The organism is Xanthomonas cannabis pv. cannabis, assembly GCF_000802365.1.
GTDB lineage: Bacteria > Pseudomonadota > Gammaproteobacteria > Xanthomonadales > Xanthomonadaceae > Xanthomonas > Xanthomonas cannabis.
Window position 1 is genome coordinate 1 of sequence record NZ_JSZE01000033.1, and the last position, 20,773, is coordinate 20,773.

A 20,773-nucleotide genomic window follows, 5' to 3' on the forward strand; every position below is an offset into this window, starting at 1 on the left:
GGCGTGGTAAGCGGGCGCTGCCGCCCCAGCCGGGAAAGATGCCGAGCTTGGTCTCCGGCAGGCCGATGCGCGTGCTTGCGTCATCGGAGGCCACGCGGTAGCGACACGCCAACGCGATCTCGGTACCGCCGCCCATGCAGAAGCCATGGATCGCCGCCACCGTGGGGCAGGGCAGCTCGGCCAGTTTCTGGAAGACCTGCTGGCCGCGGTGGATCGCATCGTTGACCGTGCCCTTGCGATCGAATTCCTGGAATTCCTTCAGGTCGGCGCCGGCGATGAATCCATTGGCCTTGCCCGAGCGCAACACCACGCCCTTGGGTGGCTCCAGCGCCAGCCGCTCGACCAGTGCGCCCAGTTCGAGCAGCACCTCCTGCGAAAATGCGTTGACCGGTGCGCCCTGGCGATCAAGGCTGAGCACGACCACGCCGTCCTCGCGCAGGTCGGCCTGCCAATGGCTGAATCGGAGCCCGTCGAAACCTGGAAGCATGCGTCTGGCCGTCCGGCAATAGAAGGAAAGGCCGTTATCATCCAGAGGTTGTTTCCTTCACGTCAAATACCCATCCCTGTCGACCGGACGGCATGCGCCTCGTTCCGGGCATCGCCAGCGGCGCATCGGTGCCGCTACCCTGATGCGTGACGGTCGTACGGAGCGGTATGAACTTTTCCTTTCAATGGCGGTCTCATTGCCCGACTTCGGTGGGCTGACAGGAGTGCGGCCCGATATGGCCGAAGTCGATACACCTCAGGAGCTGGATCTGGAACTGGTCCGGCGTGTGCAGCGCGGCGAAAGCGCGGCGTTCGACGTGCTGGTGCGCAAATACCAGCATCGGATCGTCGCGTTGATCGGGCGCTACATCGCCGACTGGAGCGAATGCCAGGACGTGGCCCAGGACACCTTTGTGCGCGCGTACCGCGCGATCAACAGTTTCCGCGGCGACTCCCAGTTCTATACGTGGCTGCACCGCATTGCCGTGAACACTGCCAAGAACCATCTGGTGGCGCACAACCGCCGGCCGCCTACCGACGACATCGAGATCAGCGATGCCGAGCAGTTCGATGGGGCGACCCGGCTGCGCGACACCGACACCCCGGAGCGCGAATTGATGCGACAGGAGCTGGAACAAACGGTGATGCGTGCGGTCCAAGCGTTACCGGAAGAACTGCGGTCGGCCATCACCCTGCGCGAGGTGGAAGGGCTGAGTTACGAGGAAATCGCGCGAAAGATGGATTGCCCGATCGGAACGGTGCGCTCGCGCATCTTCCGGGCGCGCGAGGCCATCGACATCGAGCTGCGGCCTCTGCTGGAGACCGAAAGCGCTACCCGTGAGCGACACCGTGTATGAGCCATAACCCCGCCATGTCCACCACCGACAAGTTCCAACTTCACTATCGCCAGCAGCTGTCTGCGCTGGTCGACGGAGAATTGAGCGCAGACGAGTCGCGCTTTCTGTTGCGCCGTCTGGCCCACGACGAAGAGCTGGCCGGCTGCCACGAGCGCTGGCAGCTGTGCGGCGACGTGCTGCGCGGTGCGGCCAGTGCGCCGGCACCGCTGGATTTTGCGGCGCGTGTGCGCACAGCCATTGCCGAAGAACCCGCTCCCCGGCAGCAGCAGGCTGCCCGCCCGGCGGCGCGCTGGCGCTGGGGTGGTGGTGCAGCGATTGCGGCATCGGTTGCGGCCATCGCCCTGTTCATGGCACGCGAGCGCCTGCCGGAGACGGCGCCGCCGGCATCCCGTGTGCCGGTGTACGCCACCACCGCGCAGCTGCCCGCCGCCGCCACGCCGCCGGCCTTGCCAAAGGCGCCGGCAACCCCGGTCCCGGCGGGCCCGGGCGACGGCGGCGCGCTGGTTGCGGCGGTGCCGGCGGCGGCCTTGGCGTCGACCCGGCGCGGCGCTGCCACCCGTAATCAGCAGGTCGCCCGTAGTGCGGCTGCGCGTCAGCAGCAGGCGCCGACCCGCATGGTGGCAGCGGCCCCGGCGGTGCCGGCAGTCGCGGCCCCGGCGGCGTCATCCAATCCGTTTACGCATCCGGACACCACGCTGCAGGCCCGTCCGTGGCCGCGCGCGGCGCTGTCCGGCGCCGGCGACAGCCCCCTCAACGCCAGTTTCAGCCAGAGCCGGCAGGGCCCGGCGTTCTACCCGTTCGAACCTGCGCCGCAGGCGACGGGTCACCCGGCGCCGGACCGGCCCCTGCCGGCATCGCTCCCGCAAGACTGATCCGGCGGCCGCTCTTCATCCTGTCGGCTCGCGTCCTTCCGTTATCTTGCCGGGCCCGCGTCATCACGCGGGTTCCGGCCCCTGTCGCCCTGCCATCGGAGGCAACTCGATGAACCACCGCATCCGCACCCAGGTGTTCGGCCTGATCGCCATGACCTTGCCGCTGGCCGCCTGTGCCCAGCAGACGGCGCCCGCGCCGGCCGCCAAGGCCAGTGCGCCGATCGCCGCCAACCGCAGCACTACGCCGGCGCCGCAACTGGTCGCCGGCCTGCCGGATTTCACCAACTTGGTCGAACAGGTCGGCCCGGGCGTGGTCAATATCGAAACCACCATTACCCGCAAGGACGCGATGGCACGGCAGCAGCGCAGCGGCCCGGGCGGTCGCGGCGGCGGCGCGATGCCCGACGATGAGATGCCGGAGTTCTTCAAGCGTTTCTTCGGCCCGGATTTCCAGATGCCCGGTGGCCCGCGCCAGGGGCCGGGGCAGGGTGGTGGCGATGATGATGGCGGTATCGCCGGCAAGTCGATGGGCTCGGGCTTCATCATTTCTGCCGACGGCTATGTGCTGACCAATCACCACGTGGTCGATGGCGCCAGCGAGGTTACCGTCAAGCTAACCGACCGCCGCGAGTTCAAGGCCAAGGTGGTCGGCAGCGACGAGCAGTTCGACGTGGCGCTGCTCAAGATCGAGGCCAAGGGCCTGCCGACGGTGCGTCTGGGCGATTCCAACACGCTCAAGCCGGGTCAGTGGGTGGTGGCGATCGGCTCGCCGTTCGGCCTGGACCACTCGGTCACCGCCGGCATCGTCAGCGCCACCGGGCGCAGCAACCCGTACGCCGATCAGCGCTATGTGCCCTTCATCCAGACCGACGTGGCGATCAACCAGGGCAACTCCGGCGGCCCGCTGCTCAATACGCGCGGCGAGGTGGTCGGCATCAATTCGCAGATCTTCTCGGCCTCGGGTGGCTACATGGGAATCAGCTTTGCGATCCCGATCGACCTGGCCTTCAGCGCCGCCGAGCAGATCAAGGCCACCGGCCGCGTGAGCCGCGGCATGCTGGGCGTGGCGGTCGGCCCGATCGATTCGCTCAAGGCGCAGGGCCTTGGGTTGCCGGATACGCGCGGCGCGCTGGTCAACGACATTCCGGCAGGGAGCCCGGCCGCGAAGGCCGGGATCGAGGTGGGCGATGTGATCCGCTCGGTCAATGGCAAGCCGATCGAGGTGGCCAGCGATCTGCCGCCGATGATCGGCCTGATGGCGCCGGGCACCAAGGTGGCACTCGATGTGCTGCGCGACGGCAAGCCGCGCCAGGTCACTGTCACCCTGGCCCCGTTGCAGGATGGCAGCGACAGCGCCGCACCGCGTTCCGCCGCCGAGGACGCCAAGCCGGAGGCCCCGGCCAGCGTGGCCTTGCTGGGCCTGCAGGTGGCCGATCTCACCGCCGCCGAACGCAACCGCCTGGGCCTGGACGCCGGCGAGGGCGTGCGGATCGCGGCAGTTACCGGTGCCGCAGCGCGCAGCACTCAGCCGCCGCTGTCGCCGGGTCTGGTCATCGCGCGCGTCGGCCGCACCAAGGTCGGCAGCGTCGCCGAGCTCAATCGCGCGCTGTCCAGCTACAAGAAGGGCGACGTGGTCATGCTGCTGGTCACCGACGGCAAGGCGACGAGCTACGTGGCCTTGAAGGCCGGCGGCTGAGGGGGGGGCGGGATTGGTGATTTGGGATTCGGGATTGGCAGCAGCGGGTCCGCTCTACGCGGCCCGCCCTGCTTTTGCGATTCCCGAATCCCGATTCCCCAATCCCCGGCCCCAAAGGGGCCGAGCATGCGATAATGCTGCGTTACCCTGACGACGGCTGCGCCGGCGCCCACCTCAATGTCCTCTGATTCGATGCGGAATATCCGCAACTTCTCCATCATTGCCCACGTCGACCACGGGAAATCCACCCTGGCCGACCGGATCATCCAGCTGTGCGGCGGCCTGCAGGCGCGCGAGATGGAGGCCCAGGTGCTCGACTCCAACCCGATCGAGCGCGAACGCGGCATCACCATCAAGGCGCAGTCGGTGTCCTTGCCGTACACGGCCAAGGACGGGCAGACCTACCACCTGAACTTCATCGACACCCCCGGGCATGTGGACTTCTCCTATGAAGTCAGCCGCTCGCTGGCCGCGTGCGAAGGCGCGCTGCTGGTGGTGGATGCCGCGCAGGGCGTGGAAGCGCAATCGGTGGCCAATTGCTACACCGCGGTGGAGCAGGGGCTGGAAGTGGTGCCGGTGCTCAACAAGATCGACCTGCCCACCGCCGATGTCGACCGCGCCAAGGCCGAGATCGAAGCGGTGATCGGCATCGACGCCGAAGACGCCGTGGCGGTCAGCGCCAAGACCGGCCTGAACATCGATCTGGTGCTGGAAGCGATCGTGCATCGCATCCCGCCGCCCAAGCCGCGCGATACCGACAAGCTGCAGGCGCTGATCATCGATTCCTGGTTCGACAACTACCTGGGCGTGGTCTCGCTGGTGCGCGTGATGCAGGGCGAGATCAAGCCGGGCAGCAAGATCCTGGTGATGTCCACCGGCCGCACCCATCTGGTCGACAAGGTCGGCGTGTTCACGCCCAAGCGCAAGGAACTGCCCGCACTGGGCGCCGGTGAAGTGGGCTGGATCAATGCCTCGATCAAGGACGTGCATGGCGCACCGGTCGGCGACACCCTGACCCTGGCGGCCGACCCGGCGCCGCATGCGCTGCCCGGTTTCCAGGAAATGCAGCCGCGCGTGTTCGCCGGCCTGTTTCCGGTCGATGCCGAGGACTATCCGGACCTGCGCGAAGCGCTGGACAAGCTGCGCCTGAACGATGCGGCGCTGCGCTTCGAGCCGGAAAGCTCCGAAGCGATGGGCTTCGGCTTCCGCTGCGGCTTCCTGGGCATGTTGCACATGGAAATCGTGCAGGAACGCCTGGAGCGCGAGTACAACCTGGACCTGATCAGCACCGCGCCAACCGTGGTGTATGAAGTGCTCAAGACCGACGGCTCGATCATCAACATGGACAACCCGGCCAAGCTGCCGCAGTTGAACCTGGTGGAGGAAATCCGCGAGCCGATCATCCGCGCCAATGTGCTCACTCCCGAGGAGTACATCGGCAACATCATCAAGCTGTGCGAAGAAAAACGCGGCACCCAGATCGGCATCAATTACCTGGGCAGCCAGGTGCAGATCAGCTACGAGCTGCCGATGGCCGAGGTGGTGCTGGATTTCTTCGACAAGCTCAAGTCGGTCAGCCGTGGCTACGCGTCGCTGGATTACCACTTCGTGCGTTTTGATGCCGGCCCCTTCGTGCGCGTGGACGTGCTGATCAACGGCGACAAGGTCGATGCGTTGTCACTGATCGTGCACCGCAGCCATGCCGACCGGCGCGGCCGCGAGCTGTGCGAAAAGATGAAGGATCTGATTCCGCGGCAGATGTTCGACGTCGCCATTCAGGCCGCCGTCGGCTCGCAGATCATCTCGCGCTCCACCGTCAAGGCGATGCGCAAGAACGTGTTGGCCAAGTGCTATGGTGGCGACGTTTCGCGCAAGAAAAAGCTGCTGGAAAAGCAGAAAGAAGGCAAGAAGCGCATGAAGCAGGTCGGCCGCGTGGAGATTCCGCAGGAGGCCTTCCTGGCTGTCTTGCAGATGGATAAGTAGCAGGGATTCGGGATTCGTCATTCGGGATTGGTAACGGCTCGTCCGCCTTCCTGCTGTTGCGAATCTCTAGTCTCCAATCCCGAATCCCGTTCCGAAGGAACATCAATGAAATGGTTTGAAATCGTCCTGGTTGTGCTGACCCTGGGCAGCGGCTTCATCTGGTTGCTGGACAAGCTGTTCCTGGCCAAGCGCCGCGCGGCACGCGCCGGGTTGCTGGACAGCGAGCCGGCGATCATCGATTACTCGCGCGCCTTCTTCCCGGTGCTGGCGGTGGTGTTGATCCTGCGCAGCTTCGTGGCCGAGCCGTACAAGATTCCGTCCAGCTCGATGATGCCCAACCTGCTGATCGGCGATTTCATCCTGGTCAACAAGTTTGCCTACGGCTTCCGTCTGCCGATCACCAACACCAAGTTCATCCCGACCGGCGAGCCCAAGCGTGGCGACGTGGTGGTGTTCAAGCCGCCGCATGCGCCGGACCAGAACTGGATCAAGCGCGTGGTCGGCCTGCCGGGCGACAAGATCGGCTTCCACGGCGATACCCTGTACATCAACGACAAGCCGATGCGCTATACGGTCAAGGGCGAGTACATCGGCAAGGGCAAGGGCGCCGAGATGACCGGCACCACGCTGCTGGTGGAGGACCTGCCGGGCCGCACGCATACCGTGCTGGAGTGGGTGGACCGCAACATGCCGGCCGGTCAGGGCGACTGGACGGTGCCGGCAGACAGCTATTTCGTGATGGGGGACAATCGCGACAACAGCGAAGATAGCCGGTTCTGGACCCAGACGCATTTCCTGCCGGAAGCCAATCTGCGCGGCAAGGCGTTTTTGATCTGGCTCAATTGCGAAGGGTGGTTCTGCAAGGGGAGTTTCGATCCATCGCGGATCGGGACTGGAATCCAGTAAATGCACGCACGGCGTGCCGGGGGAAGCACAATGAAGCGCAAGCAAAGCGGTATGACGTTGACGTCGTTCGTGGTGGTGCTGGCGGTGGTCGGGTTCGGCCTGTACATCGGGATGAAGCTGTTTCCGATGTACCAGGAGTATTACTCGGTACGCACGGCGATGAAGGGTCTGGCCAAGGAGCCGGGCAGTGCCAACATGGACCCGTCCAAGCTGCAGGATCTGTTCTTTCGTCGCCTGTACATCAACTACTCGGAAAACGTCAAAAAGGAAGACGTCAAGTTCGAGCGTGTGGATGGCGGCTGGCGCATGAAGGTCAATTACGAAGTGCGTCGCGAGCTGATCGGCAATTTGGACATTGTCGGCAAGTTCGATACCTCGCAGGACATGACCGGACGTGGTGGCGAATAGAACCTTCCAGCGCGGCGATCCGATCGGGCACACCTTCGCCGATCCGGGTCTGCTCACCCAGGCGCTGCGCCATCGCAGTGCCGGGACGCCGCATAACGAGCGCCTGGAATTCCTTGGCGACGGCATCGTCAACCTGCTGATCGCCGAGGCGCTGTATCAGCGCTGGCCCAAGGCCGACGAAGGCGCATTGACGCGCGCGCGCGCCGAACTGGTGCGCGAAGGCGCCCTGGCCGTGATCGGGCGCACCCTGAATCTGGGCGAGCGGCTGACGCTTGGACCAGGCGAATTGAAGTCCGGCGGCCATCGCCGCGATTCGATCCTGGCCGACGCGGTCGAAGCGGTCGTGGCGGCGATCTATCTGGACTGTGGGTTCGAGCGTTGCCGCGCGGTGGTGCTGCCCTGGTTCGAAGCGTCGCTGGCGGCATTGCCGGTGGGCAAGGCAGAAAAAGACCCCAAGACCCGGTTGCAGGAATGGCTGCAGGCGCGCCAGCTGCCGCTGCCTAATTACGCGCTGATCAGCGAAACCGGCGACGAGCACGCCAAGCAGTTCCATGTCGCCTGCATCCTGGAGCAGCCGATTGCCCGTGCCGAAGGCCAGGGCACGTCGCGCCGTCTTGCTGAACAACAGGCGGCGGCTACCGTCATCGCACAACTGGATTCAAACACGTGAGCGAACCCTCTTCCCACCGTAGCGGCAGCGTTGCCGTGATCGGCCGGCCCAATGTCGGCAAATCCACCCTGACCAATGCCCTGGTGGGCGCCAAGGTCAGCATCGTTTCCAATCGCCCGCAGACCACGCGGCATCGCCTGCTCGGGATTGCCACCTTCCCGGAAGGGCAGCTGGTGCTGGTCGACACGCCCGGATTGCACCGCGAGCAGAAGCGCGCGATGAACCGGGTGATGAACCGTGCCGCACGCGGCTCGCTCGAAGGCGTGGATGCCGCTGTGCTGGTGATCGAGGCCGGGCGGTGGGACGAGGAAGACACCCTGGCGTTCCGCGTGCTCAGCGACGCCGGCGTGCCGGTGGTGCTGGTGGTCAACAAGGTCGACCGGCTCAAGGACAAGACCGCGCTGTTCCCGTTCCTGGCGCAGGTCAGCGAGGGCCGCACGTTTGCCGCCGTGCACCCGGTCTCTGCGCTCAAGCGCAAGGGCCTGGACGCGCTGGTGAGCGACCTGCTCAAGCTGGTGCCCGAGGCCGAGGCGATGTTCGGCGAAGACGAAATCACCGACCGCAGCCAGCGCTTCCTGGCCGGTGAACTGGTGCGCGAGCAGCTGATGCGTCAGTTGGGCGAAGAATTGCCGTACGCCACCACCGTGGAAATCGAGCGCTTTGCCGAAGATGGCGCGCTGCTGCGCATCGGTGCGGTGATCTGGGTCGAGCGCGAAGGCCAGAAGGCGATCGTGATCGGCAAGGGCGGTACCCGCCTGAAGGAAATCGGCGGCAAGGCGCGTCTGCAGATGGAGCGGCTGTTCGGTGCCAAGGTGTTCCTGGAAACCTGGGTGCGCGTGCGCGAAGGCTGGTCGGATGACGAGGCGGCGCTGAAGGCGTTCGGCTACGAATGAGGCCGGGAAGGCCGGGACCCGGGACCCGGGGCCGGGGACTCGGGAAAGGCTGGGTCAGGCAGCTGGTCGGCATACTGCCGGGAAGACGTTTTTTCGCATTTTTCAGATTCGCGTGCTGCGCTGACGGCATTGGCTCGGCCCCCGATCGCCGCGCCGCGTTGCAGGTCGACGGCCGATCCGGCGCTTTTCCCCGGTCCCGGGTCCTCAGTCCCGGCTTTCCCTCCCATGCTGATTGAACACGAACACGGCTTCGTCCTGCATGTGCGTGCCTGGCGCGAGACCAGCCTGCTGGTGGAAGTGCTGACCGAGCAGCACGGGCGGGTCGGATTGCTGGCGCGGGGCGTGCAGGGGCCGCGCAAGCAGGCGCTGCGCGCGGCGCTGCAGCCGCTGCAACTGATCCAGTTCACCGCCGTGCAGCGCGGCGAACTTGCGCAGCTACGCCAGGCCGAGGCGCTGGACACCGCGCCCCGTTTGCTCGGCGAGGCCATGTTGGCCGGCTTCTATATCAGCGAGCTGCTGCTGCGGCTTGCGCCGCGCAACGATGCGGTCCCTGAGCTCTACGCGTGCTATGCGCAGGCGCGCGCGCATCTGGCGACCGGGCTGCCGCTGGCCTGGGGACTGCGCCGGTTCGAGCGTGATGTGCTGGACGGGCTGGGGTTCGGCTTCGATCTGCAGCACGACAGCGAGGGGCAACCGATCGACCCGGCAGCGCGCTATCGACTCGATCCCCAGGAAGGCGCCATGCGGGTGCTGAGCGAGCGCCTGGCACAGGATCGGCGCGAGACAGTGACCGGTGCGGCCTTGCTGGCGCTGGGCCAAGACACCCTGCCGGCGTCCGAGGATATGCCCGGCCTGCGGCGCAGCATGCGCAGCGTGCTGCTGCATCATCTGAACGGACGCGGGCTCAAATCCTGGGAAATGCTCGAGGATCTGGCGCGACGCCGCTGATCGGGGCAGGGCGGGCATCGATGCACGACCTGGCCCGGCCCTGCCATCGCGCCGCGCTGTATCTCCGATGTTGACCAGGCCAACGTCGCACTCCGGGCTCGCGCCCTGGGGCGCTCGCCACAAACGCAGGGCGCAACTCAGTGCAGTAACGCCGCCACCGCCGCGTGGAACTGGGTCTGTGCGGCCCGCGATTGCGGGTCGCCGCGCAGCAGCCGCACCGCGCCGGCAAGCCGGGCGGCCCCGACGAAACCGCAACTGGCCTGCAGCCGATGCAGGTGATTGCGCAGTGCCTGCTCATCGCTGACGTTCAATGCCGAGGTCACCGCATCCCGCGTGCCCGGCAGCTCCGCCAGGAACAATTCGCGCAAGGCGTTGAGATGATGCTGCTGACCGTTGAGGGCGCTCAGTGCCGCGGCCTCGTCCCAGTCGCTGGCCGCGATGTCCACCACGCCGACCGGCGCCACGCTGTAGCGGCCGCGCGCCAGGCCGCGGCGCACCGCCTGCAACAGGCGCTCGGTGCTCAACGGCTTGACCAGCATTTCCAGAAATCCATCGGACTGCAGACCGCGCTGCATCGCCATGTTGCCGTCGGCGGTGTGCGCCAGCGCGGGGACGTCAGGATGCAGCAGGCGCAGCGCCCGCAGCAGCCCGCTTCCGGTGCCATCGGGAAGATTGACGTCGATCAGCCATAGGTCGTGGCGATGGCCGCGCGCGCGATCCAGCGCCGAGGACAATGAATCGGCGCAATCCACCTGGGCCGGAAGGCCCTCCAGCGCGGCCTGCAGGAAGCCACGGCTGATCGGGTCGTCTTCCACCAACAAGAGTCGTGGATGGGGTTCCTGACGTGTCGCCATATTCATGCTGCCTCCTTGTCAGCGATGCCGCGTCCTGTGCTGCCGCGCGCACATGCAGTTTGCCTGTGTTTGCGGGGCGCCACAATTGCCGCGCCAGGCGGCGCGGCCTCCGTCGATCGCATCTGCGACAATACGCACCCTTTTTGCCCGCAGCTCGTCGCCACGTGGCCAGAACCCGAAACCGTTTAGACCGTACTCCCTTCCAGACTGCCATCACCGACCTGAGCCATGACGGGCGCGGCGTTGCGCGCCGTGACGGCGAGGGCGGCAAGGTCACCTTCATCAGCGGCGCCCTGCCCGGTGAGCTGGTGCGTGCCGAACCCACCGCGCGTAGCCGCCATTTCGACGAGGCCAAGACGGTGGAGGTGCTGGAGGCCTCCCCGCAGCGTGTGACCCCGCGCTGCCCGCATTTCGGTGTCTGTGCCGGCTGCGTGTTGCAGCATCTCGAGGAATCGCAGCAGATCGTGGCCAAGCAGCGGGTGCTGATGGACAATCTTGAACGCATCGGCCACGTCAGCCCGCAGACCGTGCTGCCTGCGCTCACCGGCGACAACTGGGGCTATCGCCGCAAGGGCCGTTTCTCGGTGCGCCGGGTCGAGAAGAAAGACAAGACCCTGGTCGGCTTCCGCGAGCTCGACCCACGTTTCGTGGCCGACCTGTCGGTCTGTTACACGGTGATCCCGCAGATCGGCGACAAGATCCCGCTGCTGGCCGCGCTGGTCGAGGGCATGGATGGCAAGCGCGATATTCCGCAGATCGAATTCATCGCCGGCGACGATGCGGTGGCCCTGACCATTCGCCACATGCAGCCGCTCAGCGAGCGCGACCAACAGGCCTGGGTGGCGTTCGCGCAGGAGCACAGCTTTGCGATCTTCCTGCAGCCCGGCGGCGTGGACAGCGTGCATCCGCTGTGGCCGCAAGAGGTGCCGCTGTCGTTTCGCCTGCCGCAGTGGGATGTGGAACTGGCCTTCCGTCCGCTGGATTTCATCCAGGTCAACGCCTCGCTCAACCAGAAGATGATCGCGCACGCGCTCGCGTTGCTCGATGCCACGCCCGATGACCGCGTGCTCGATCTGTTTTGTGGGTTGGGCAACTTCACCCTGCCGCTGGCGCGCACCGTGCGCGAGGTGGTCGGGGTGGAAGGCGATGCCGGGCTGGTCGCGCGCGCCAAGGACAATGCCCAGCGCAACGGCTTGCACAATGCGCAGTTCCATGCGGCCGACCTGACCCAGGACCAGCGCAGTGCGCCCTGGATGCGCCAGGGCTTCGACAAGCTGCTGCTGGACCCGCCGCGCTCCGGTGCGCTGGAAGTGCTGCAGCAATTGCCGCTGAAGAAGTTCGAACGCATCGTCTATGTCAGCTGCCACCCGGGCTCGCTGGCGCGCGACGCCGGTTATCTGGTCAACGAGCAAGGCTTTACGCTGGTGTCGGCCGGTGCGATGGACATGTTCCCGCATACCGCCCATGTGGAGAGCATTGCGGTGTTCGAGAAGCGGTGATTGGGGATTGGGCATTGGGGATTCGCAACGGCGAGTCGTGATGTGTCCTTTCGCTAATCGCTCACCCCAGCGTCAGATCGAAGCATTGCCCCTGGTACTGCGGGGTCTTGGCAAGGGCCCCACAGGCATGCAGTGCGTTGCTGTAGCAAATCCCCAATTCCAAATCCCGAATCCCATGCCTCTAGAAATCGAACGCAAGTTTCTCGTCTCCGGCGATGGGTGGCGTGCTGCCGCGCATGCGGTGATTCCGATGGCGCAGGGCTACATCAATGACCAGGCGGCGTTGCGTAGCGGGGCGCAGAATGCATCGGTGCGTGTGCGTGTGCAGGGCGAGGGCGCGTTCTTGAATCTGAAGTCGCGTGAGGTGGGGCATACCCGTCAGGAGTTCGAGTACCCGATTCCCCTCGCCGATGCGCGCGCGCTGCTCGACCTGTGCGTGGGCGGGCTGATCGACAAGCGCCGGCATCTGGTCGAGTACCAGGGCCATGTGTGGGAAGTAGACGAATTTCTCGGCGACAACGCCGGGCTGGTGGTGGCCGAGATCGAGCTCGCCAGCGCCGACGAAGCCTTTGCCAGGCCCGAGTGGATCGGTGCGGAAGTGACCGACGACACGCGGTACTACAATCTGGCCCTGGCATCGCATCCGTTTTCGCGCTGGGCCGGGTGATTCAGGAGCGGGGATTCGGGAGTCGGGATTCGGGATTCGCAAGGGCAGGGTGCGGTGCCGCGCTGATCGATGCTTTCCGGGCATTCCCCTCACTCATTTCTAATTTCCGCTGCAGCGATTGGGCTTATGCTCTGCGAATCCCAAATGCCCAATCCCCAATCCCCGCTCATGCGCATCGACATCTGGTCCGACGTAGTCTGCCCCTGGTGCTGGATCGGCAAGCGCCGGTTTGAACAGGCCGTCGCAGCGCTGGGCGCAAGGGCGCCGGTGCTGGACATCCACTACCACGCCTTCGAGCTGGATCCGGACGCTGGCGCCGAGCCGGTACCGTTGCGCGACGCGCTGGCGCGCAAGTTCGGCGGGGTCGCGCGTGTCGAGCAGATGCTGGCGCAGACCCAGGCGACCGCGCGTGCGGAGGGCCTGCCGTTCGACTTCGGGCGCGGCCAGGTACAGGTGAGTACGCTGCGTGCGCATCGGCTGTTGTGGTTGGCCACGCACGAAGGCGATGTCGGTGCGGTGATGGAAGCGCTGTTTCATGCGCACTTTGCCGAAGGCCGCAATGTAGCGGCGACCGAGACCTTGCTGCGTGCCGGTGAGGCCGGCAGTCTCGCCGCCGCGCGCGTGCAGGCGATGCTCGACTCCGACGAAGGCACCGTCGAGGTCCAGGCGCAGCTGGCGCAGGCCGGTGCGCTGGGCATTCGCGCGGTGCCCAGTTTCGTGATCGACGGGCGCAGCCTGATCCAGGGCGCGCAGCCAGCTGACAGCTTTGCGCAGGCCCTGTTGCAGTTGGCCGCCGAGTCGGTACCGGTCGGCGGCCCGGACGCCTGCGGGCCGGATGGCTGCCCGGTCTGATCGACCGGTTGCGCGATGCCTCTGCCAGCCACTGACCAGACAGCCGGTCCGCACCGTCCGCTCACGATTGCGGTGATCGGCGCCGGCCTGGCGGGCCTTGCCTGCGCCGACGCCCTGCACGCTGCCGGCCATGCGGTCACGGTGTACGAGCAAGGCGACGCACCCGGCGGGCGCATGCGTGGCCACGCATGCGCCCGCTGGCAATGCGATACCGGGGCACAGTATTTCACCGCACGCGATCCGGCGTTTGCGTCGGTGGTCGACGCGTGGATGGGCGCCGGTGTTGCCGCGCGCTGGCCGGTGCGCATCGCAAGCTGGGATGGCGCAGAGCGGCGCCTGTCGCAGAGCGCGCTGGCGCGTTTTGTCGGCGTGCCGGACATGGCAGCCCCGGCGCGTGCGCTTGCGGCGGGCCTGGATGTGCGCATGCACGCGAAGCTGCGCACGCTGCAATGTAGCGGGCAGGGCTGGGCGGTGGATGTGCAGGACGGCGCTGCGCCGCACGGTGTCGATACGCTGTTGTTCGCGCTTCCGGCGCCCGAAGCGGCAATATTGCTCGCCAAGATTGCGCCTGCGCTGTGCGAGATTGCCCGCAGTGCACGGATGCAGCCTGCGTGGGCGCTGGTGCTGCGCTTCGATGCACGCATCGATCCCGGCTATGACGCGTTGTTCGTCAATGCCGGGCCATTGCGCTGGGCCGCGCGCGATTCCAGCAAACCGGGGCGAGGCGGCCCGGAGACCTGGCTGCTGCACGCCACTGCCGAGTGGAGCCGGGCCCATCGCGATGCATCGCCTGCCGAGGTCATCGCGCACCTGTTGCCGGAATTGGCGGCGCTTGGCCTGCCGCTGCCGCTGCCGCACGCCTGCGATGCGTTTGGATGGACGGTCGCAAGTACCGAGCCGCCACTGCAGCTTGGCTGCGTGTGGGACGGGCAGCGTGGCATCGGCATCTGCGGTGACTGGTTGGCCGGCGGCAAGGTCGAAGGCGCCTGGCAAAGCGGAACTGCGCTGGCGCAGCAGGTCTGTGCGGGTCATGCCGCCGACAGTGCCGATGCGTGAGTCGGGGCTGCGTCTGCGCAACAACGAGACACGGCGGCAGCGCCTCGCTTGCGGGGTTGGCGTACTGCGCGATACAGCACGCGGTGTCATGGCGCATGGTTGAGCGCAGCGCCGGGCGATGCATGGGCCGTGCGTACCGGCAGGGTCTTTGCTGATGCCTGACGCCGCTCCGGCCTCTGCCGACAGCACCGCACAGGCGCCTGCACATACGCTGCGGCTGATCCTGGGCGACCAGCTCAATCCGCAGCACAGCTGGTTCGCGACCCGCGACCCCGGTGTGGTCTACGTGCTGATGGAAGTGCGCGAGGAAACCGACTACGTGCTGCATCACGCGCAGAAGATCCTGGCGATCTTCGCAGCGATGCGCGCGTTTGCGGCCGGGCTGCGGCAAGCCGGGCATCGGGTGCGCCATGTCGCGATCGACAACCCCAGTAATCGGCAGTCCATCCCTGCCAATCTCGATGCGCTGATGGCGCACTACCGCGCCGGCCAGCTGGACTACCAGGCGCCGGACGAATGGCGGCTGGATCAAGCGCTGCGGCAATGGAGTGCAGGCCGTGCGTTTGCCACGCGCATGGTCGACAGCGAACATTTCCTGACCGCGCGCGAGGAGGTCGCTGCATGCTTTGGTGCGGGCAGCCAGTGGCGCATGGAAGTGTTTTACCGCTACATGCGCCGCCGCCATCGCATCCTGCTCGACCCGGCCGGAGAACCGCAGGGCGGGCGCTGGAATTTCGATCACGACAACCGCGCGCCGTGGCCGGGCGATCCGCCCGCGCCGCAGGACTGGCGTATAGCGCACGACCACCGCGCGTTGTGGCGCAGCATCGAAGCCGCCGGCGTGCGCAGTTTCGGAGCGCCCAGCGCCGAGGCATTGCCCTGGCCACTGGATCGCAACGAAGCGCTGCAGCAGCTGGATGCCTTTATCGCGCAGGCGTTACCGGACTTCGGTCGCTACGAAGATGCGATGAGTACCCGCAGCCCGCGACTGTTCCACTCGCTGCTGTCGTTCGCGCTCAACGTCAAGATGCTGCACCCGGCCGAGGTGATTGCGCGCGCCGAGGCGGCATGGCATCGCGGGCAGGCGCCCCTGGCGTCGGTGGAAGGCTTCATTCGCCAGATCCTGGGCTGGCGCGAATACGTGCGCGGTGTGTACTGGTCGCAGATGCCCGAGTACGCCCACACCAATCGCCTGGATCAGCATGCGCCGCTGCCACACTGGTTCTGGGATGGACAGGTCGGCATGCGCTGCCTGGCCGATGCCGTCGGCAACTCGCTGGCCAATGCGCACGCGCACCACATCCAGCGGCTGATGGTGATCGGCAATTTTGCGCTGCTGGCGGGGCTGGACCCGCAAGCGCTGCATCGCTGGTATCTGGGCGTGTATATCGATGCGTTCGAATGGGTGGAGCTGCCCAATACGGTGGGCATGAGCCAGTTTGCCGATGGCGGCCTGCTCGGCAGCAAGCCCTACATCAGTGGCGCGGCCTACATCGACCGCATGAGCGATTACTGCGCCGGGTGCAGGTATCAGCGCAAGGCGCGTACCGGTGCCAAGGCCTGCCCGTACAACGCGTTGTACTGGGATTTCCTTGCGCGGCAGCGCCCGCTGCTGGGCGGCAACGAGCGGCTGGCGATGCCGTACCGGCAGCTCGATGGCATGGCACCCGAGGTGCTGGAGGGCATCCAGGCCCAGGCCGCGCATTGGCGGGCACATCTGGACGTGCTCTGAAGCCGTTGCGGGTGCGGGCCGGGGCGCGGTCGCCGGGCGCTCTGTACGTGCGCTCAGCGCGCGTGCTCGCCAGCCTGCCGATCCAACGCCCGCCTGAATGCGCGATCTGACGCTGCAACGCGCATCTGCGACAATGCCGCGCTGCGCCCTCGTGGCGCCTGGCCCGGGAGTCCCCCAACATGCTTCTGATCGGCGTTGCCGGTACCGAACTCAGCGCACAGGAACGCGACTGGCTGCAGCACGATGCGGTTGCCGGCGTGGTGCTGTTCACGCGCAACTTCGCCTCGCGCACGCAGGTGGCCGCGTTGTCGGCATCCATCCGCGCCGCCGCGCCGCGCCCGGTGTTGATCTGTGTGGACCAGGAGGGCGGACGCGTGCAGCGGTTTCGCGAGGGCTTCAGCGCGCTGGCGCCGTTGCAGCGCTTCGGTGAGCAGTACGCGCAGGACCCCGAGGCTGCGCTGGCCGCGGCCTGTGCGCACGCGCAGCTGATGGCCAGCGAGGTGCGTGCCAGCGGCGTGGATCTGAGCTTCGCGCCGGTGGTGGACCTGGGCCGCGGCAACCGCGCCATCGGCGATCGCGCCTTCAGCGACGACCCGCACATCGTGGCCACCTTCACCCGTGCCTATGTGCAGGCGCTGCACGGCGCGGGCATGGCCGCCACGCTCAAGCATTTCCCCGGCCACGGCACGGTGCTGGAAGACACCCACGTCGACCACGCCAGCGACCCGCGACCGCTGGAGGTGCTGCAGGCTGAAGATCTGGTGCCGTTCGTGGCCGGGATCGAGGCCGGTGCCGACGCGGTGATGATGGCGCACGTGGTCTACCCGCAGGTCGCGCCGGAACCGGCAGGCTACTCGCCGCGCTGGATCGAGCAGATCCTGCGTGGGCAGCTGGGCTTCCGCGGCGTGGTGTTTTCCGACGACATCGGCATGGCGGCCTCGTTCAGCGCCGGTGGCGTGGCCGGCCGGGTGCATGCGCATCTGGATGCCGGCTGCGACGTGGTGCTGGTCTGCCACCCGGAGCTGGTCGACGAATCGCTGCAGGCCGTGCAGGGCCGCAGCCTCAACACTGCAGCCCTGATCGGGCTGATCGGTCGTGGCGCGCTCGGCTGGGATGGCCTGCTGGCTGGCACCGACGCTTCCTTCAACACTCCTTCTGCCTCTTTCGGAACAATTGCCTGATGTCCACGCTCACCATTTCCCAGGCCCTGGCCCAAGCCGATCTGCTGGTCGACCGCCCGGCCATCGATGCCGCCGTGTCCACCATTGCCGACGCCATCGCGCGCGACTACGCCGGTGAAGTGCCGGTGTACCTCACCATCATGCACGGCGCGCTGCCGTTCTCCGGCCAGCTGGCGCTGGAACTCGGCGCACGCGGCCAGGACCTGCAGTTCGATTACCTGCATGCCACCCGCTACCGCGGCGAAACCGTTGGCGGCGAGCTGGTGTGGAAGCATCGCCCGGCCACCGCACTGTTCGGCCGCCGGGTGATCCTGGTCGACGACATCCTCGACGAGGGCTACACCCTGCAGGGCGTGCGCCAGTGGTGCCTGGAGCAGGGCGCCACCGACGTGCGCGTGGCGGTGCTGACCGTGAAGCGGCACGACCGCTGCGTGCCCGGCGTCACCGCCGACTACGTGGGAGTGGAAGTGGCAGACCGCTACGTGTTCGGTTTCGGCATGGACGTCAACGAGCAGCTGCGTGGCATTCCCGCCATCTACGCGATGAAGCAGTAATCCACGCGGCGTGGCCGGGCGTGTCGGCTGCGCTCTGGGCTCCAAGCAGCGCGGACGCGGCTCAACGCCGCGCGCCGTGTCTGGGGACGCGGAGATCGCAGTCCTGCATGTTCAATAGCGACACCGACAGCCTCGTCGGCGTCGCTCGTCCTGGCCCGCCACTGCGCGGGCAACCTGGCGCGCGCCGCGCGCATCCACGTCCGTTCGTAGCAGAGGTCGCCCATGTCCCCCAATTCCATCGCCCTGGCCGTCATCGGCGGCACCGGTGTCTACAAGCTCGCGCAGCTCGACGACGTGCAGACGCATGAGCTCGACACCCCGTATGGCGCACCGTCCGGGCCGATCCGTGTCGGCATGTTGCTCGGCCATCGCGTGGCGTTCCTGGCCCGGCACGGCGAGGGGCATTCGCTGCCGCCGCACAAGGTCAACTACCGCGCAAACATCGCTGCGCTGCAGCAAATCGGCGCTTCGCGCGTGCTTGCGCTCAACACGGTAGGCGGCATCACCGACCAGTTCGGGCCGCGCGCGCTGGCGTGCCCAGACCAACTGATCGACTACACCTGGGGCCGCATTTCCACCTTCTGCGAAGAGCCCGGCAGCGAGGTGCAGCATGTGGATTTCGGCCACCCGTATTCGCCCATGTTCCGCAGCAAGGTGATTGCCGCCGCCAAGGTGACCGGCGTCACGCTGGTGGCCGGTGGTTGCTATGGCGCGACGCAAGGACCACGGCTGGAAACGATTGCAGAGATCGCACGGATGCGTCGCGACGGTTGCGATCTGGTCGGCATGACCGGCATGCCCGAAGCGGGGTTGGCGCGCGAAAAAGGCCTGGAATATGCGTGTCTGGCGATCGTGGCCAACTGGGCGGCCGGCTGCGGCGACGCGCAGGAGATCACCATGGCCGACGTATTGGCCAACGTGGATGCCGCCTCGTCCGGCCTGCCGGAGCTGATTGGCGAACTTGCACGCGGGTGATTGTCATTGGGGAATAAGCTTTGCATACTCGGCGCGTACGCACCGCCGTACACCACCCATTAATTATTGCAAAGGTCTCGCATCACCATGCCGAACGGTACCGTCAAGTGGTTCAACGACGCCAAGGGATTTGGCTTCATCTCACCGGAGGACGGCAGCGCCGATGTCTTCGCGCACTTCTCCGCGATCAATTCCAAGGGCTTCCGCAGCCTGCAGGAAGGCCAGCGCGTCAGTTATGACGTGACCCAGGGCCCCAAGGGTGCCCAGGCTTCGAACATCACGCCGGTCGAGTAATCTGACTCGATTGTGCGGTTGAAGAACCCCGCCACGGCGGGGTTTTTTTTGCGCCGTCGTGCGTGGGCAGCAATAACGAAACAGAGCAGGGACGATGCAACGAACATTACGGATTGCGGTGGTTGGCTACGGAACCGCGGGGCAGGCGCTGGCAGTGTTGTTGGGGGCCGATGGGCATCAACTGGAGGTGTTCGAGCGCGCCGCCGCGCCCGGGCCGGTGGGCGCAGGCTTCTTGCTGCAGCCCAGCGGCCTGCAGGTGCTCTGGAACATGGGTTTGCTGCCGCAGGCGCTTGCGCATGGCGCACCGGTGCGCCGCTTGTACGGCGACACGCCTTGCGGGCGCGCAGTGATGGACATGCAGTACCGCGATCTGGATACGCGCCTGATGGGTGTGGGCATGCAGCGCGGCGCCTTGTTTACGCTGCTGCGCGAGGCCTGGCCGCAGCACGCGCAACTGCATGTGGATACGCAGATCACCGCCATCGACCACGACGGGGTGCGCGTGCAGGATCAACGCGGGCAATGGCACGGCCCTTTCGATCTGATCATCGCCGCCGATGGCTCGGCGTCCACCTTGCGCGCGCAGGCGCAGGGAACCCGGCTGGATCGGGTGTATCCATGGGGCGCGCTGTGGTGCCTGTTGCCGCGCGACGACTGGCCGTTCGTAGACGAATTGCGCCAGCGTTATATCGGCGCGCGCAAGATGATCGGCCTGCTGCCGGTGGGCACACGCCCGGGCGATGACACCCCGCGGCTGAGTTTTTTCTGGAGCCTGCCGTGCAGCGATTTCGTTGCCTGGGAACAACGCGGCATTGCCGCCTGGCGCGATGAGGTGGCGCAGATGTGGCCGGAAGCGCACGCGCGGCTTGCCACGGTGCAGGTGCATGGCGCACTGGCCCGAGCGAGCTATCGCGATGCGGTGGTGTCGCGCTGGCATCGCGGCCGCTTCGTGCTTGCCGGCGATGCGGCGCATGCGATGAGCCCGCAGCTCGGGCAGGGCGTGAACATGGCCCTGCTCGACGCGCTGGCCATGCGCGATGCATTGCGTGCGGGCAGCGATCTGGACGAGGCGCTGCAGCGGTATCAACGCGAACGCCAGGCGCATGTGGCGATCTATCACCGCTGGAGCCGCTGGCTGACGCCGTTGTTCCAGTCAGAACGCGATCTCTGGGCACAGGGCCGCGATCTGCTGCTGCGCCCGATGGGACGTGTGCCGGGCGGGCGCGGGCACATGTTGCGCGTGCTCAGCGGCACCCAGCATGGTTGGTTCGGCAAGTTGGCGTTGGCGCCGGAATTCGTCGAGGCGTTGTCGCAACCGGTGGCGCAGGCGGCCGACGACAAGGCAGAAGTGGCCGTAGCGTCGTAGCGTCGGCCGGCGTATTCGCGGCGC

At 66.7% G+C, this 20,773-nt stretch carries 21 protein-coding genes; 19 read left to right on the plus strand and 2 right to left on the minus strand.

Going from position 1 to position 20,773, the window contains the following annotated elements:
- The coding region (locus OZ10_RS07675; RefSeq protein ID WP_039564410.1) for an enoyl-CoA hydratase-related protein at window positions 1-487 on the minus strand (487 nt) is incomplete at its 3' end.
- 235 nt (window positions 488-722) lie between these two features.
- Here OZ10_RS07675 and rpoE point away from each other — a divergent pair.
- The 9 genes from rpoE to recO all read left to right on the plus strand — a co-directional run bounded on the left by rpoE (window position 723) and on the right by recO (window position 9,719).
- Complete coding sequence (rpoE, locus tag OZ10_RS07680) at window positions 723-1,343, plus strand: RNA polymerase sigma factor RpoE (protein ID WP_039406677.1); 621 nt, start codon at window positions 723-725, stop codon at window positions 1,341-1,343.
- On the plus strand, window positions 1,340-2,215 hold the full coding sequence (locus OZ10_RS07685; RefSeq protein ID WP_039406675.1) for a sigma-E factor negative regulatory protein: 876 nt from the start codon (window positions 1,340-1,342) through the stop codon (window positions 2,213-2,215). Before rpoE ends, OZ10_RS07685 begins: the two co-directional genes overlap by 4 nt.
- Before the next feature lie 109 nt (window positions 2,216-2,324).
- Window positions 2,325-3,911: a DegQ family serine endoprotease gene (locus tag OZ10_RS07690; protein WP_039406671.1), complete on the plus strand. Its 1,587-nt coding sequence runs from the start codon at window positions 2,325-2,327 to the stop codon at window positions 3,909-3,911.
- 192 nt (window positions 3,912-4,103) lie between these two features.
- Window positions 4,104-5,894: a translation elongation factor 4 gene (lepA, locus tag OZ10_RS07695; RefSeq protein ID WP_039406669.1), complete on the plus strand. Its 1,791-nt coding sequence runs from the start codon at window positions 4,104-4,106 to the stop codon at window positions 5,892-5,894.
- Between the two features lie 105 nt (window positions 5,895-5,999).
- Window positions 6,000-6,800 (plus strand): signal peptidase I, encoded by an 801-nt coding sequence (gene lepB, locus OZ10_RS07700; RefSeq protein ID WP_039564413.1) that lies wholly within the window; start codon window positions 6,000-6,002, stop codon window positions 6,798-6,800.
- Window positions 6,801-7,208 (plus strand): DUF4845 domain-containing protein, encoded by a 408-nt coding sequence (locus tag OZ10_RS07705; RefSeq protein WP_081419377.1) that lies wholly within the window; start codon window positions 6,801-6,803, stop codon window positions 7,206-7,208.
- Complete coding sequence (rnc, locus tag OZ10_RS07710; protein WP_039406713.1) at window positions 7,198-7,878, plus strand: ribonuclease III; 681 nt, start codon at window positions 7,198-7,200, stop codon at window positions 7,876-7,878. The genes OZ10_RS07705 and rnc overlap by 11 nt, the downstream gene beginning before the upstream one ends.
- Window positions 7,875-8,771 (plus strand): GTPase Era, encoded by an 897-nt coding sequence (gene era, locus OZ10_RS07715; protein WP_039406660.1) that lies wholly within the window; start codon window positions 7,875-7,877, stop codon window positions 8,769-8,771. Before rnc ends, era begins: the two co-directional genes overlap by 4 nt.
- Window positions 8,772-8,996: 225 nt before the next feature.
- The gene (gene recO, locus OZ10_RS07720) at window positions 8,997-9,719 is read left to right on the plus strand and encodes a DNA repair protein RecO (RefSeq protein WP_039406657.1); all 723 of its coding nucleotides are present in this window, start codon (window positions 8,997-8,999) and stop codon (window positions 9,717-9,719) included.
- 137 nt (window positions 9,720-9,856) lie between these two features.
- Here recO and OZ10_RS07725 read toward each other — a convergent pair whose 3' ends face one another.
- The gene (locus OZ10_RS07725) at window positions 9,857-10,579 is read right to left on the minus strand and encodes a response regulator (protein WP_039406654.1); all 723 of its coding nucleotides are present in this window, start codon (window positions 10,577-10,579) and stop codon (window positions 9,857-9,859) included.
- A gap of 158 nt (window positions 10,580-10,737) precedes the next feature.
- Between OZ10_RS07725 and rlmD the strand changes: the two genes are divergently transcribed.
- The 10 genes from rlmD to OZ10_RS07775 all read left to right on the plus strand — a co-directional run bounded on the left by rlmD (window position 10,738) and on the right by OZ10_RS07775 (window position 20,749).
- Window positions 10,738-12,072 (plus strand): 23S rRNA (uracil(1939)-C(5))-methyltransferase RlmD, encoded by a 1,335-nt coding sequence (gene rlmD, locus OZ10_RS07730; RefSeq protein WP_039406651.1) that lies wholly within the window; start codon window positions 10,738-10,740, stop codon window positions 12,070-12,072.
- A 175-nt stretch (window positions 12,073-12,247) separates the two neighbouring features.
- Window positions 12,248-12,739, plus strand: coding sequence for a CYTH domain-containing protein (locus OZ10_RS07735; protein WP_039406648.1), 492 nt, complete (start codon window positions 12,248-12,250; stop codon window positions 12,737-12,739).
- 168 nt (window positions 12,740-12,907) lie between these two features.
- Window positions 12,908-13,591, plus strand: a complete 684-nt coding sequence (locus OZ10_RS07740) for a DsbA family oxidoreductase (RefSeq protein ID WP_039406644.1) — start codon at window positions 12,908-12,910, stop codon at window positions 13,589-13,591.
- A 15-nt stretch (window positions 13,592-13,606) separates the two neighbouring features.
- Window positions 13,607-14,647: an NAD(P)/FAD-dependent oxidoreductase gene (locus OZ10_RS07745; protein WP_039406641.1), complete on the plus strand. Its 1,041-nt coding sequence runs from the start codon at window positions 13,607-13,609 to the stop codon at window positions 14,645-14,647.
- Between the two features lie 154 nt (window positions 14,648-14,801).
- On the plus strand, window positions 14,802-16,379 hold the full coding sequence (locus tag OZ10_RS07750; RefSeq protein ID WP_039406710.1) for a cryptochrome/photolyase family protein: 1,578 nt from the start codon (window positions 14,802-14,804) through the stop codon (window positions 16,377-16,379).
- A gap of 179 nt (window positions 16,380-16,558) precedes the next feature.
- Window positions 16,559-17,560: a beta-N-acetylhexosaminidase gene (gene nagZ / locus OZ10_RS07755; RefSeq protein WP_039564414.1), complete on the plus strand. Its 1,002-nt coding sequence runs from the start codon at window positions 16,559-16,561 to the stop codon at window positions 17,558-17,560.
- A complete protein-coding gene (locus tag OZ10_RS07760) occupies window positions 17,560-18,114 on the plus strand; it encodes a hypoxanthine-guanine phosphoribosyltransferase (RefSeq protein ID WP_039406636.1) in 555 nt (184 codons plus the stop codon). The genes nagZ and OZ10_RS07760 overlap by 1 nt, the downstream gene beginning before the upstream one ends.
- A 222-nt stretch (window positions 18,115-18,336) precedes the next feature.
- A complete protein-coding gene (locus tag OZ10_RS07765; protein WP_039406633.1) occupies window positions 18,337-19,089 on the plus strand; it encodes an S-methyl-5'-thioinosine phosphorylase in 753 nt (250 codons plus the stop codon).
- Between the two features lie 87 nt (window positions 19,090-19,176).
- Window positions 19,177-19,383, plus strand: coding sequence for a transcription antiterminator/RNA stability regulator CspE (gene cspE, locus OZ10_RS07770; RefSeq protein WP_003488188.1), 207 nt, complete (start codon window positions 19,177-19,179; stop codon window positions 19,381-19,383).
- A gap of 94 nt (window positions 19,384-19,477) precedes the next feature.
- Window positions 19,478-20,749: an FAD-dependent oxidoreductase gene (locus OZ10_RS07775; protein ID WP_039564415.1), complete on the plus strand. Its 1,272-nt coding sequence runs from the start codon at window positions 19,478-19,480 to the stop codon at window positions 20,747-20,749.
- Window positions 20,750-20,773: the final 24 nt, after the last annotated feature.